Here is a 13,624-nt window from a genome sequence, read left to right as displayed (position 1 = left end):
GATGCAAAAAACTAAGCCTTCAAACAAAATATTATCACTATTGCCTGTTCCCCATTCCCTGTTCCCTTAAATGATAAATTAAATGATAAATTGTATCTAAAATCAGCAACGCTTAAGTTAACATTTCACTACCAATGAGCTTTTTATAACGTCTTGCTAACTCATTTTTCAAACTAGAGCCATCCTGCAAATACTTATCCTGTAACAAAATCTTCTCCGCCGCATCCCTCGCTAAAACCAACACTTCTTGATCTTCTACCAAACTCGCTAGGGCAAAATCAGGCAAACCCGATTGACGAGAGCCTAACACCTCCCCAGGCCCCCTTAACCTTAAATCCATCTCTGAGATGAAAAAGCCATCCTGTGACTGTTCCAACACTTTTAACCGTTGTACCCCATCGGGGGATTTACTACCGCTGATGAGTAAACAAAAGGATTTATGACTGCCACGGCCTACCCTACCCCTCAACTGATGCAGTTGTGACAAGCCAAAACGTTCGGCATTTTCAATTAACATTACCGTGGCATTGGGTACGTCAACCCCTACTTCGATAACGGTGGTGGAGACGATTATTTGGGTTTGGTTATCCCGAAAAGCGGTGAGGGCGGCTTCTTTTTCGTCTGATGACATACGCCCATGGAGTAAGCCCACATTAAAATCGGGAAAGATTTTCTCGCTAAATTTTTGATGTTCAACTACGGCGGCTTTTACATCTAATTTTTCTGATTCTTCAATCATGGGAAAGATTACATAAGCCTGTCTGCCTTGGGCAACTTCCCTTTTGATTAATTCATAGGCCTGGGTGCGCTGTTTTCCTGCCAATACCGTAGTTTGAATGGGTTGCCTACCGGGGGGAAGTTCGTCAATTTGGCTTACGTCTAAGTCACCGTGGAGGGTGAGGGCGAGGGTGCGTGGAATGGGGGTGGCTGTCATGGTAAGTACATGGGGCGCTTTTCCTTTAGCCAAAAGACGGGCGCGTTGTTGTACTCCGAAGCGATGTTGTTCGTCAATAACGACCAAACCAAGGTTACGGAATTTGACGGGATCTTGAATTAGGGCATGAGTACCGATTAACAGGGGTAATTCACCGCTTTGGAGGTGGGCATGGATCTCCCTCCTTTTGGCGATTTTGGTTGACCCTGTAAGCAATTCTACGGGCAAATGGAGGAGGTTAAACCACTGTACTATCTTGCGGTAATGTTGTTCTGCTAATACTTCGGTGGGTGCCATGAGGGCGGCTTGATACCCTGATTGGAGGGCGGCAAGGATGGCGAATACGGCGACGATGGTTTTTCCTGAGCCCACATCCCCTTGCACTAGACGATTCATGGGGGAGGATGATTCTAAGTCGGCTTCGATTTCGTTGATTACTCTTTGTTGGGCATCGGTGAGTTGGAAGGGGAGGAGTTTGTTAAATTCTTCGATGAGTTTCCCTTGGGGGATGAAGGGGGAGGCTTGGCGGTTTTGTTTGTCTTGTTTTTTTCTTTCTAAGAAGCCTAGTTGCAGGTAAAAGAATTCGTCAAAAATTAGTCTTCTTCTAGCGTCTGATAGTTGTTTTTGGTTGTCTGGGTAATGGATATGGGCGATCGCCCTTTGTAGCTCAACTAAGCTATACTGTCTTTTAAGATTAACAGGTAAAGGATCATCAATTTCCGAGAGAGTTGGTAAACACTCCACCACCGCCTTACGAATTAAATCCGCCGCCACCCCTTCGGTGAGAGAATATACAGGCAACAAACGACCTATTTTCAAAGAGTTAATATTACCCCCAGCCGAATCCAAAACCTCAAATTCAGGATTATCAAGGGTGATACCATACTTATTTCCCTTCACCAACCCTGAAGCCGCAATTAACGCCCCCATAGGATAAGAGCGCTTCATCTTCTCCTGCCATCCCCTACTACTAAAATAATTTCCCGCAAAAAAACGGCTTATTTTTAAGTCTCCTGTCTTATCTCGAATAACAAGACTCAAAATAGTAAGTTTTTTATTTTTAGGACTACTAAAACAAGAACATTTCTTCACCGTCCCAATCACCGTAACAGTGTCCCCTACCTCCAAATCCTTAATGGCAATCTTATTACCATAATCAATATGCTCCCGAGGATAGTAAAATAGAACATCCCTAACCCGATAAATACCCAACTTTTCCAACAACTTATTTTGTCGATTATTGACACACTTTAAGTTAATTACAGGACTATTTAAAGTAATCTTTTCAACAGTTTCCTTTACCTTGGGAGTTACACTTACAGTTTCCACCTTAGAAGGAAAAGGTATTATATTATCTTCTTTTATCGCTTCTTTTCTTTCGGCTTCTTCCTTTTGTTTTTCCTTTACTTCATCAATGAAATTCTCCACATAATCAATCAAATCTTTTTTTTCCTGTAAAGTTAGTCGAGGATACTCCGCAAAATCCTTCGCCACTTTTTGCCACTTAAAAGCAATCATCAAATTTAGCACGGGAGGAATCCCCCCAAAACTAAGACAGAGAAACTCATGGAAGCGATATTGATTCCCCTTCAAATTTTTATAACCATATTCCCTCTCCACCGACAAAGCCCTTTCAATTCTTTCCCAATCAGGGGATTTTCTACCCTCTCCACTCATGACTATTCCCTAGTCTCATCCGAAACTTTACGCTTTCTAGGATAACTGATTCTTGGTTTTTCCCTGACGAATTGAGTTGAGAATCAGAAAAAAGGTTTTAGAATAGGTTTAATTAAATTAACTCACCTGTCATTATGATAGATTTTACTGTTGCCATCTGTACCTATAACGGGGAAAAAAGAGTCCCTGATGTTCTCGACAGACTCAAACAGCAAATTGACACAGAGGATATTAACTGGGAAATAATAGTTATTGATAATAACAGTAATGATAATACTGCCAAAGTAATCAAAGAATATCAAAATAATTGGAATTTTTCTAATCCTATTAAATATTATTTAGAAACCAGACAGGGATTAGCTTATGCCCGTAGATGTGCTATAAAGAATTGTCAATCAGAATTGATCGGTTTTTTAGATGATGATAACTTGCCAAGTCAGAATTGGGTAAAAGAGGCTTATATTTTTGGTAAACAACATCCCAACGCAGGGGCTTACGGTGGTCAAATTCATGGTTTATTTGAAGTAGAACCACCTCCCGGATTTGAAAGAATTGCCCGTTATTTTGCCCTAATCAAAGGAGATAAAACCTATTGTTATAACGAAAAATATAAGGATACTAGAAAAAAAATGTATCCTCCTGGGGCAGGAATAGTAATTAGGAAAAAAGCATGGCTAGAAAGCGTACCAGAAGAACCCTTATTACCTCAAACCAATGAAGATTTAGAAATGCTATCCCAAATTTTTAACCAAGGCTGGGAAATCTGGTTCAACCATCTTATGGAAATAGAGCATTTTATTCCTCAATCACGTTTTGAGCCTGAATATTTAAAAAAATTCTTCCGTCAAAATGGATTATGTCGTTATCAAGTGAGGATGTTTAACTACTCTAATTGGCAAAAGCCTTTTATAACTATTTTATATTTTATAAATGATTTAAAAAAAATTATTGTATTTTATATAAAGAATAAAAAAAACTTAAAAAAAGATGTAGTGTGTATGGGAGAAATGGAGCTTTTAAGACATATATTAATGAGTCCTTTTTCTTACTAAATTGTTTATCTAATATCCTATTTAACACACATAATATATAATTCAAAATACATATTTTTATATAATAATTAATGATAATTCCACCTATCTACTTCTATCTACCAGAATCAAAATGCTCTATTCATGAATTGCCAAAAAATGTTGGTGAATATTGGCAATGGCAAATACGGAAAGGAACTCATGAGTTTGGAGATTGCGCATGGACATTATTAACTTATTTATATTTGAAAGAAAGTAACTTTCCTTGTTATTTTACTAATATGATACCTTTGGAAGGGATTTGCATTTCTCACCGACCACTTTTATCGGATACTCTTAAGCCTAACTCGCAATTATTACTTGTTGCGATACAGGGCGATCGGGGAAGACATCCCTATGCACAACTTCATGTTGTGCAAAATCCTTTACAACAAGTGCATAAGAAATTTTTAAATTCTTGGGAAAGTTCATATATTCCCTTTTGGACACAACCTGGACTAATTCCTAGAAATCCTCAACGTGGTAATTTTTTTAAAAATATTGCTTTTTTTGGACAAAAAAATAATCTTATTCTCCCACTCCGACAATCATCTTGGAAAAAAACACTAAAAGAATTAGACTTAAATTGGCAAATTATTCCGCCCACTTCTTGGAATGATTATAGTGAAGTAGATGCGATCGTTGCCATCCGTAAATTTGGTTATAGTTGGGATCACACTTGGAAACCAGCGTCAAAACTTCACAACTCTTGGTTGGCTGGTGTCCCCGCTATATTTGGGTGTGAATCTGCATATCAGGCAGAAAGACAAAGTGAATTGGATTATTTGGAAGTTAGTTCTTTTGACTCTCTTTTATCAACTATTAAGCTACTAAAAGAAAATATACCGTTAAGAGAAAAAATATTTAAAAATAGTCAAGTCAGAGCTAAAGAAGTACAACCGGAGAATACTATCTCTAAATGGCAGAATTTTTTGACTACCAAAGCTGTTCCTAAATATCAAGACTGGGTTTCAATGCCTGAGTCGAAAAGACAAGAGTTTATACAATTACGTGCTTTGACATATCCTTTCTATCTAAAACAACGTCAGTTAAGATTTATAAACGCTAAATTAACTAATATATTTACTCCAGAAAATTTTGTTGGTCAAACAGGGAAGTATTTATAACATTAAGTATAATTTTTATACATATCAGGTTGTGTATTTTTAATAGAAAGTATTGAATAGTTTTCTAATTAAAAATTTCCAAAATTTAGTATCTCCAAATTTATCTATAATACTTAAAATTCTTAATTTTATATATCGTTTGGAAGGATGATTTTCAGGGTTTATTGTGAGGACTCTACGGGCGGCATTTGCTAATACAGCATTATTGCGAGTTTGAATATAATTGATTCCAGCGGTTTCCATTATTCTGCCACTGATAAAGTCTTTGTCCTTGTCGTCAAGATTATCACAAAATTCTTCAAATAACTTATCCCATTTTGCTTCAATGGGGTTTGAAATTTCCTGTAATCGTTGTTTTGACAAAAACACGGCAAAACAAAATAACTTAGCTTGATACTCCACTTTTTTGTAATCAGAAGCCACTGAACTATTAGGCATATATATTTGTTCATAAAGAATAGAGTCAATTTTTGCCAACTTGGAAAAATCTAGCATTCTCAACCATAGATCTATATCTTGAGCATATTTGAAAAAACGTCTATAACCTCCAGTTTGAATATATGTTGAACGCCTAAAGGTTACTTCTCCATGTGTATAGTAGTTACCAAAAAATAATTCTTGAGGATCATTTATTAACAGTTTATTTTTCTTATCTTTAGTTGTTCTTATAGTTTTTCCTTCATGTGTTAATTTTCTTACGTGACAGCCAACAGCACCGATAGAAGAGTCAGACTCTAATAGTTCAATTTGTTTTTCTAGTCTTGTTAGATGAGAAATATCTCCCGCACCATGAATGGCAATATAAGGGGTATCAATTCCTTCTAAAGTATCAATTAGGCTATCAATAAATCCTTTATTTTTTTGGTGAATTATTGTTAACTGAGGATTATCGAGTGCCGTAAATTCATCTAAAATTTCTTTTGTGTTATCAGTAGAACCATCATTAACGATAATGTACTCAAAATCTTGATAAGTTTGATCTATGATACTTTGTAGTGAGGCTCTATTAGACTCGCCTTTATTGAAAGTACAAGTTACAATGGTTACTTTTTTTGTCATGATTGCTGGGAAGTATAATTATTTAATGATATGTGATTTGCTCAAATTAAATAACAAAACAAGCGCATTTATACATTCATTTTGTGCTTATACCTTCAAAGAGGAACAGAAAAAAGATCTACATACTGTTGCGTAACTTTTGCTAAGGTAAACTGTTCCAACCATTCTGTATCAATAGATTTAATTTCTCCTGATAAAATATCCAGTATTGCTTCAGAAAGAAGTTTAACATCTAAAATAGGTACTAATGTACCGTATTTACCATGATCAAGAATTTCCTCTGGACCACTAGGACAATTAGTTGAGACAACAGAGGTACCAACAGCCAAAGATTCGATTAAAACGGTGGGAAGCCCTTCCCATTGAGAAGATAGTACTAGCATTGTTGCCTTTTTCATATAAGCATAGGGATTCTCGACAAAACCTTGTAAGATTATGTCTTCTTTTAAATTTAATTGATTAATTAAATCATTAAGTTTTTTCTTTTCAGGACCTTGACCTAAAATCATTAAACGGCAAGGTTTTATTTGTTTCACTTTTGCAAATGCTTTAATAAGAGTCGGATAATCTTTTTGTTGATTTAATCTACCGACCGCTAAAATCACTGGTGGTTGTTGGGCCTCAAACCAAGGATGATTGATTGATTGTTGGGCTTTTGCTAATAATTCTGGTGTAATAACAGGGTTATAAATTACTTTTATTTTTGACGGTGGGATACCTGTCACTTTGGCTAAATCTTTAGCAGAACCATGAGACACAGTAACAATCTCATTCGCTAAGGGATAAAATAGTTTTGCGAATAATGGAGACCATTTTTCACTACCCGTTTGATTTTTGGCATGAACAGACAAAGTGTTATGTTCAGATACGATAACTTTAGTTTTTACCCTTGCTAAGTATTTAGCCCAAATAGCAATTTCATTGTTGTAATGCATTGCAGAAAAAAGAATTTGAGGTTTTTCTTTTTTTAAATAATTAACTAGCTTCGGTAAGCCCTTTAATAATTTAGGAGTGCCAAGAGTAATAATTCTTACTTCAGGAGATACTTCTTTTAAATAAGGACCTGCTGGTATATTTAAAATCAAATCAACCGTAATTCCCTTTTCAACAAGCCCTTTGGTTAGATTGATTATTACTTTTTCTGCTCCTCCTCCAGAAAGCATTCTTAAATAAAAAGCTACTTTTGGCTTGACTTCATTATGCATATTGAATTTATGAGAACTTTAATATATATTTTTTTTACGAAGTAATTTAAACATTATCGATCGGTTATACCTTAGCGGAACACAAAAATATAGGGAGATTATTTAAAAAGATTATGACGAGTTAATCTGATTGCCAATTGACTCCTAATTGGGTCAATTTTTTCTCCAGCTGATCGTATCCCCTAAATATTTGCCAAGCATTAGTAATAGTAGTTGGACTATTAGCAATGAGACTGGCTATCATTAGAGCTGCTCCAGCCCTCAAGTCAAGAGCTTTTACTTCATTGCCTTGAAGATTTTTTCCTCCTTCGATTAATAATAAATTATTTTTCACTTGATAAATCATTCCCATCTTTGCTAATTCTTGTGCATAAGCATAACGTCCTGGAAAGCGTAGATCAATGATACGGCTTTCTCCTTGAGCCATGGCACCTAGTACAGCAAAAAGAGGTTGCATATCGGAGTTAATCCCAGGATATGGACCGGTGCTGATGTCGATGGGATAACATTTTGATCCTCTCACTATCAAATGATTTTCGGAGCGATAAAAACGGACTCCACTTTCACGTAAATGAATAAGAGGCACTTCTAAATGCTCGAAAGGAAAATCAACAATTTCAACATCGCCATTGGTAACAGCAGAACCAATTAGCCATGTAAGAGCTTCTATATTGTCAGGAATTACTTCGTGGGTTGTACCTCCTAATTGTTCTACACCTTCGACAATAATACTTTCTTGACCTCGTACTTCTATTTTTGCCCCCATAGATCGCAAAAAATTGATTAAATCATGAATTTCAGGTCTAATGTGAGGACCCCAAATACGGGTTTGACCTTCTGCTAAACACGCACAAATAATACTATTTTCAGTTGCTCCTGTAGAACGAATAGGCAGATAAATATCTGAGCCTTGAAGTTTTTTGTTTCCTGAAATTTCTGCACAAAGATAATTATCTTCTTGCCATACTTTAGCACCTAAAGATTTTAAGATCATTATGTGAAGATCATATTTACGATCGCCCAGTTGACACCCCCCTGGTAATGGAACTTTCCCTTGCCCTGTACGGGCGACTAAAGCTCCCAAAATCAAAAGAGTATTACGAATGGATCTTTTATTCCAAATCAAGTGTGAGGAAGGAAAGCGAAGCTCGGTAATCTCGATTTCATTTTCATTTATTAATTTACAATGTTTTCCCAACACTTCTAACATTTCAACATGAATATCAACATCAAGTAGAGTGCTAGGATAATTTTTTATAATCACAGGAGATGAGGTAAGTAGAGATGCTGCTAATAAACGAAGGGCAGAATTTTTAGCGCCACCGACTTTTATTTTCCCTTCTAACCGTGAAGGATGAAGAATTAATTTATTTACATTTTTAGCCATTTTCATAAATTCACAGTTGTGTTATGGAGTCATTCTAAGGCAAAAAACAAACTTCTGTTTCCAAATTAATTCCTATTTTTTCTCTTACAACATCTTGAATATGGTTTATCAATTCACGGACATCATGGGATGTGGCATTGCCCAAATTCTCAATCCAGTTTGCATGAACGGGGCTTACCCTTGCACCCCCAATCTGAAAACCTTTTAAACCTGCTTGTTCAATACACCATCCAGCACTTTTACTACCGCGGGGAGATTTAAAGGTGCTTCCTGCTGTGGGTTTATCTAAAGGTTGCTTACGCTTACGCTCTGCGAGATGGGCAAATGTATTCTTTTTTATTTCTTCAGGATCGCCCGAGTGTTCTAATATAAAACGAGCTTCTACAATTAGGCGTTTCCCGTCCAATAAATTTGTTTGTCGATACTGTGCATCAATATCCTTCATCGTTAGGGTTTCAACACTGCCATCAAGATTCAAAACATCAAAATCCTTGACAATGGATGTCATTTCACGGGGACGGAATACTGTAAGCCCGGCATTCATAGCTATAGCTCCTCCCACGGTTCCAGGAATACCAATCAGAAATTCAAAACCAGAGAAACCTTGTTTGGCGGCAAACTGTGACAAATGAGGCAAAAAAACACCACTTCCAGCGATGATAACATCATCTTCTCTTTGCAAATCAGTTAAAGAATTACGAGTTACTATTACTAACCCTGGTAATCCCGCATCATCTATTAATAGATTTGAACCACGACCAATAAAGTATGTAGGTATGTTATTGGTGAAAGCCCACTTTATCACTTGAGGTAGTTCTTCTGGAGTTGGTTCAGTAAAATATTTTGCTTTTCCACCTATTTTCCAAGTAGTGTAAGGAGTTAACAAAATATCTGTTTGTATCTCTTTTGGTAAATTCATCGTCTGTATTATTTATTATTTTTGTAGGGAATCCCCACTGCCGTAGTGTTTGCTGGTACATCACTTAACACTAAACAGTTCGCTCCAATAATAGAATTTTTTCCAACCCTTACTCCCCCTATAATAATAGCTCCTGCAAATATTTTTACTCCCGATTCAATGTAAGGATATTCCTGAGGGCTGTTTTTTTTCCATGACTACCGATAGTGACATTCTGCCATATTTTGACATTTTCTTCTATCACTACTCCTTCACCAATAACAATACCGACACTATGAGGAAAAACTACTGTTTCGTCAATTATAGATTTTTCAGAGATATAACATCCATATTTTGCTTGTTTATATCTAACTAATTCTGCTAAAAATAAAAACCCTCGATTATGTAAATATCGTGAGATTTTGTAATACATCATTATTTTACTTTGAGGGTTAAGAAATGTTTTTAGTATTCTTTTAGTCTTTGATATTAATTTTGACTGTAACATTTTGGCACATCATAATATATTTTGTATTTTACTTATTCTATGATTTCTCATCATAATAATGAGTCGGACATCAAAAGCACAATGACCATCGCACTTTACCATTTACAAATAAGTGCGATCGCCTTTATCTCCTTAGAAACAGAGGAGATTTCGAGAAAATTACCAGGCTAAGTAGTTAAAATTAGTTGATTGAGCAAAAATGTTTTTCTAACTAACCTGAAATACTATGCAGTTAATGCACCCCTGTTTAAAAGACTTACTTTTAATTCCTGAATACAATCAAAGTGCGATCAACAAAGAGATATAAGCTATAATTTCTATAGAAACCATAGAAGCTATATAAATTAGAAAAAATGATGGGAAAAACTCTCTCTGCCCATGTTGATATGGAAACTTCAGAACGAATTACCGCTTTGTCAAAAAAAGAAAATCGTTCAAAATCTCAAATTGCAAGTACGGCCATTAAATTAGGTTCTATCTTACCACCTAATGCTTGGTCGGCTTTATTGCAATTAACTAATGTTGCTTCAAAATCACAATGGCTCGAAATTAGTCAAGACATTACCAGAGTACTGTTACATCATCAATACAAATTAGCCCAAAAAAGAATTGCTGAAAATATAGATCAAGAATGGTTAAGTAGCTTGAAAACAGAAGATGATATTTTATCCGCATCTATCGGATTAACTGGTGATGTGTAAGCCTTTAAAGTTATGCCTTGATTTGAATATTTGGTGTGCAGCATTATTAGCTGATATTAAAGGTAATCAAAACTCTGCTTGTCAAAGTATTGTTGATTTTGTTCGTTATGGGCATTGTTATTCAAGAAAAGTAGAACTTATTATTTCTTGGGGAATGTTAAATCGTTTAGAACAAGTTTTATTGCGACTAACTCCCCTCGCTGAGGATGCTTCTTTTTATGTCAATATTATTTCTAGTTACGCTCAGCTTAGTAATCCTCAGTTAATCTTAGGCGGTACAGGAGTTCTTGCTATTGATGACTTGGAAGATCAACAAGTTTTAGAAACTGCTGTAGCTGGAAAAGCTGATCTATTGATAACTGCTAATTTTCAGGATTTTCTCAACAAAGATGTGAAAACCATTATTCCAAACAAGCACGCTATTTATGATTTTCCTCATTATAATATTCATATTGTTCATCCTTATTTAGCTATTAATTGGTTAAATAAAGGCACAATTCCTCCTATATCTCAACCATCGTAATTTCCTGTGTCATTTCCTCAAAGTTCTACAACTCATCAATCAGACATCCAAGGCGGAGTTACGATCGCACTTTACCATTTACAAATAGGTGCGATCGCCTTTATCTCCTTAGAAACAGAGGAGATTTCGAGAAAATTACCAGGCTAAGTAGTTAAAATTAGTTGATTGAGCAAAAATGTTTTTCTAACTAACTCGAAATACTATGCAGTTAATGCACCCCTGTTTAAAAGACTTACTTTTAATTCCTGAATACAATCAAAGTGCGATCGCCTTTATCTCCTTAGAAACAGAGCTACCAAATTGGTTACTAAAACTTAGTAAACTATTTCCCTATCAAATTGGGTTACAAATCAGACGGGAATATCGTCATATTGCCATGGGATTAAGAGCATTTAAATTTAAAGATATTGACTCAATTTTTGTCTTTGAATTTTATAATCAACATTGCTTATTTTTACTACCCCTACTGGCATTGAGAGGAAAATTAACCTTTCTTACTCTCCATGGTAATCAACAATTTGCGATGAATAGTAAAATAAAATATTTAGGTTTTATTTATCTAAAAATTTATCTAGAATTATTTAGAAACTTAAAAGTAGTTTTGCTAGAAATTGATGATGATGTAATTCCTGAAAAATACAGATTTCCTGACTATTGTAAATATTTAATGCCCCTTCCTATTCTTAGTGAAGTAACACCAAGGCTAAAATTAGGAGAAAGATTATCGGAAAATGAAACTATCAAAATTGGGGTAGTAGGCATGATTCGCCCCGATAAACCGATCGCCCTTATCCTTGATAAAATACAACAGTATATTACCGATAGTGATCATCAATGTGAATTAATCATCGGTACACCTCTAGGGCAAAAACCAGCCTATCTCGATGAAGTAAAAGCAACTTTGCTCGACACCACCAAAGAAGAAGATTATTTAAAAGTATTACAGCAAATCGATATACTAATCATACACTACGACCAAGAGCGTTATTTTTACCGTGCCAGTGGGGTAATTAGCGATGCGGCTTCGGCTGGTTGTCATATTATTGCCTCTGATTACCCCGTAATTCATCATCAGGTTAATCATCCTGTCAAAATTGGTTACAACTTTTCAGATTTTGCCCAAATACCAAAATTAATAGATCAAACCATTGAAGATATTAAAAATCATGGGCAGGATAACCATTGGCAATGGAGAGAAGCTAGAACAGTAAGGGCGATCGCACCTATTTTTGACGTAGAGAAAAAGTGAGATCATCAAAGACCCGAATCTTACGCCCATTTCAAGCATCCCGTATTGCTGCTACCTTCCGGTCCTGACAAAGTTTGAGCGTCGAAACCGCATAAGTCCGAGTCAGTTAATATTATAGCCCATTGCAAAGGTAAATTTCAACTACCACAATCATTACCAGTATCAATTATCATCATAAAATACAAAAAAGCATATCCCCAAACTAACTAGAATATGAATATATTAGTAACAGGTGCCGCAGGATTTATTGGTTTTTATCTAACTCAAGAATTATTATCCAAAGGAGAATCTGTTATCGGTATAGATAATCTGAATGATTACTACGATACCTCCCTCAAAACAGCCCGATTACAAGAATTAGAAACACAAAAAAACTTCACCTTTCATAAACTAGATTTAGCGGATAGAAAAAATTTAGAACAGTTATTTAAAAACAATCAATTTGATTTTGTAATACATCTAGCCGCCCAAGCAGGGGTAAGATATTCCATCGAAAATCCCCATGCCTATGTAGATAGTAACCTAGTGGGTTTTGTAAATCTTTTGGAATGCTGTCGCCACAATAGCATAAAACATTTAGTTTTCGCCTCCTCTAGCTCAGTTTATGGGGCTAACAAAAAGATTCCTTTTTCCACCTCCGACAATGTCGATAATCCTGTTAGTTTATATGCCGCCACCAAAAAGGCCAATGAATTAATGGCACACACCTATAGTCATCTGTATCATATTCCTTGTACGGGATTACGCTTTTTCACCGTTTATGGGCCTTGGGGAAGACCTGATATGGCATACTTTTTATTTACTAAGGCTATTTTAGAGGGAAAACCGATTAAGGTTTTTAATTATGGCAAAATGCAGCGAGATTTTACCTATATCGATGATATTGTGGAGGGAATTATTAGGGTGATGAATCATATTCCTCAATCATCAACAGCTGAGGATAGAAGCAAAATTCCTCCTTATAAGATATATAACATAGGTAATAATCAACCCGTTGAGTTAACTAGATTTATTGAAGTTATTGAAAATTGTTTGGGTATGAAAGCAGAAAAGAATTTCTTACCCATACAACCGGGAGATGTGCCAACAACCTATGCAGATATTGATGATTTAATTCAAGATGTCGGTTTTAAACCTACTACTTCCATTGAGGAGGGCATCGAAAGATTTGTAAGTTGGTATAAGAATTATTACGAAACTAACTAGCACATATATGTTATTTTGTCAATAAAAGTAATTAAACTTTAGACAGGGATGGATTTTTGTTAACATTTTGTAATAGTTAC

Annotated in this window: 15 protein-coding genes and 1 other RNA gene; 8 read left to right on the top strand and 8 right to left on the bottom strand. The window is 35.6% G+C overall.

Translation table 11 applies throughout. The features are described 5' to 3' along the window. Positions 1 to 112: 112 nt before the first annotated feature. A complete protein-coding gene (gene recG / locus IQ215_RS02145) occupies positions 113 to 2,611 on the bottom strand; it encodes an ATP-dependent DNA helicase RecG (RefSeq protein ID WP_193799684.1) in 2,499 nt (832 codons plus the stop codon). A 134-nt stretch (positions 2,612 to 2,745) separates the two neighbouring features. On the opposite strand from recG, the gene hpsE reads away from it, so the two are divergent. Together hpsE and IQ215_RS02135 are read left to right on the top strand one after the other, a co-directional pair. Beyond that, a complete protein-coding gene (gene hpsE, locus IQ215_RS02140; RefSeq protein WP_193799683.1) occupies positions 2,746 to 3,663 on the top strand; it encodes a hormogonium polysaccharide biosynthesis glycosyltransferase HpsE in 918 nt (305 codons plus the stop codon). Between the two features lie 71 nt (positions 3,664 to 3,734). Then, positions 3,735 to 4,808: a hypothetical protein gene (locus tag IQ215_RS02135; RefSeq protein WP_193799682.1), complete on the top strand. Its 1,074-nt coding sequence runs from the start codon at positions 3,735 to 3,737 to the stop codon at positions 4,806 to 4,808. Between the two features lie 39 nt (positions 4,809 to 4,847). On the opposite strand, the gene IQ215_RS02130 is transcribed toward IQ215_RS02135, so the two are convergent. From IQ215_RS02130 to IQ215_RS02105, 6 genes are all read right to left on the bottom strand, one after another. Beyond that, a complete protein-coding gene (locus IQ215_RS02130) occupies positions 4,848 to 5,867 on the bottom strand; it encodes a glycosyltransferase family 2 protein (RefSeq protein WP_193799681.1) in 1,020 nt (339 codons plus the stop codon). A gap of 95 nt (positions 5,868 to 5,962) precedes the next feature. Then, on the bottom strand, positions 5,963 to 7,072 hold the full coding sequence (locus IQ215_RS02125; RefSeq protein ID WP_193799680.1) for a glycosyltransferase: 1,110 nt from the start codon (positions 7,070 to 7,072) through the stop codon (positions 5,963 to 5,965). Positions 7,073 to 7,193: 121 nt separating this feature from the next. Then, positions 7,194 to 8,459, bottom strand: a complete 1,266-nt coding sequence (locus IQ215_RS02120; RefSeq protein WP_193799679.1) for a UDP-N-acetylglucosamine 1-carboxyvinyltransferase — start codon at positions 8,457 to 8,459, stop codon at positions 7,194 to 7,196. Between the two features lie 34 nt (positions 8,460 to 8,493). Then, the gene (murB, locus tag IQ215_RS02115) at positions 8,494 to 9,378 is read right to left on the bottom strand and encodes a UDP-N-acetylmuramate dehydrogenase (protein WP_277815518.1); all 885 of its coding nucleotides are present in this window, start codon (positions 9,376 to 9,378) and stop codon (positions 8,494 to 8,496) included. An 8-nt stretch (positions 9,379 to 9,386) separates the two neighbouring features. Then, a complete protein-coding gene (locus tag IQ215_RS14540) occupies positions 9,387 to 9,500 on the bottom strand; it encodes a hypothetical protein (protein WP_431355515.1) in 114 nt (37 codons plus the stop codon). 23 nt (positions 9,501 to 9,523) lie between these two features. Beyond that, positions 9,524 to 9,793 carry a hypothetical protein gene (locus IQ215_RS02105; protein ID WP_193799677.1) on the bottom strand — a complete coding sequence of 90 codons (270 nt, stop codon included), beginning with the start codon at positions 9,791 to 9,793 and terminating at the stop codon, positions 9,524 to 9,526. Positions 9,794 to 9,904: 111 nt separating this feature from the next. Between IQ215_RS02105 and IQ215_RS14455 the strand changes: the two genes are divergently transcribed. From IQ215_RS14455 to IQ215_RS02085, 5 genes are all read left to right on the top strand, one after another. Beyond that, a complete protein-coding gene (locus tag IQ215_RS14455) occupies positions 9,905 to 10,036 on the top strand; it encodes a hypothetical protein (protein WP_277815517.1) in 132 nt (43 codons plus the stop codon). A gap of 185 nt (positions 10,037 to 10,221) precedes the next feature. Next, positions 10,222 to 10,566: a hypothetical protein gene (locus IQ215_RS02100; RefSeq protein ID WP_193799676.1), complete on the top strand. Its 345-nt coding sequence runs from the start codon at positions 10,222 to 10,224 to the stop codon at positions 10,564 to 10,566. Beyond that, complete coding sequence (locus IQ215_RS02095) at positions 10,559 to 11,089, top strand: PIN domain-containing protein (RefSeq protein ID WP_193799675.1); 531 nt, start codon at positions 10,559 to 10,561, stop codon at positions 11,087 to 11,089. The genes IQ215_RS02100 and IQ215_RS02095 overlap by 8 nt, the downstream gene beginning before the upstream one ends. A gap of 6 nt (positions 11,090 to 11,095) precedes the next feature. Beyond that, positions 11,096 to 11,236, top strand: coding sequence for a hypothetical protein (locus IQ215_RS02090; protein WP_193799674.1), 141 nt, complete (start codon positions 11,096 to 11,098; stop codon positions 11,234 to 11,236). 55 nt (positions 11,237 to 11,291) lie between these two features. Beyond that, positions 11,292 to 12,338 carry a glycosyltransferase gene (locus IQ215_RS02085; protein ID WP_193799673.1) on the top strand — a complete coding sequence of 349 codons (1,047 nt, stop codon included), beginning with the start codon at positions 11,292 to 11,294 and terminating at the stop codon, positions 12,336 to 12,338. A 7-nt stretch (positions 12,339 to 12,345) separates the two neighbouring features. Here the strand turns inward: IQ215_RS02085 and ffs are convergent. After that, an RNA gene (gene ffs, locus IQ215_RS02080) (signal recognition particle sRNA small type) lies at positions 12,346 to 12,442 on the bottom strand. A 109-nt stretch (positions 12,443 to 12,551) separates the two neighbouring features. On the opposite strand from ffs, the gene IQ215_RS02075 reads away from it, so the two are divergent. Then, positions 12,552 to 13,544, top strand: a complete 993-nt coding sequence (locus IQ215_RS02075; protein ID WP_193799672.1) for an NAD-dependent epimerase — start codon at positions 12,552 to 12,554, stop codon at positions 13,542 to 13,544. Positions 13,545 to 13,624 lie beyond the last annotated feature (80 nt).

Source organism: Cyanobacterium stanieri LEGE 03274 (assembly GCF_015207825.1).
In the GTDB taxonomy this organism is placed as follows: Bacteria; Cyanobacteriota; Cyanobacteriia; order Cyanobacteriales; family Cyanobacteriaceae; genus Cyanobacterium; species Cyanobacterium stanieri_B.
This window is presented reverse-complemented; position numbering and strand designations above follow the sequence as displayed.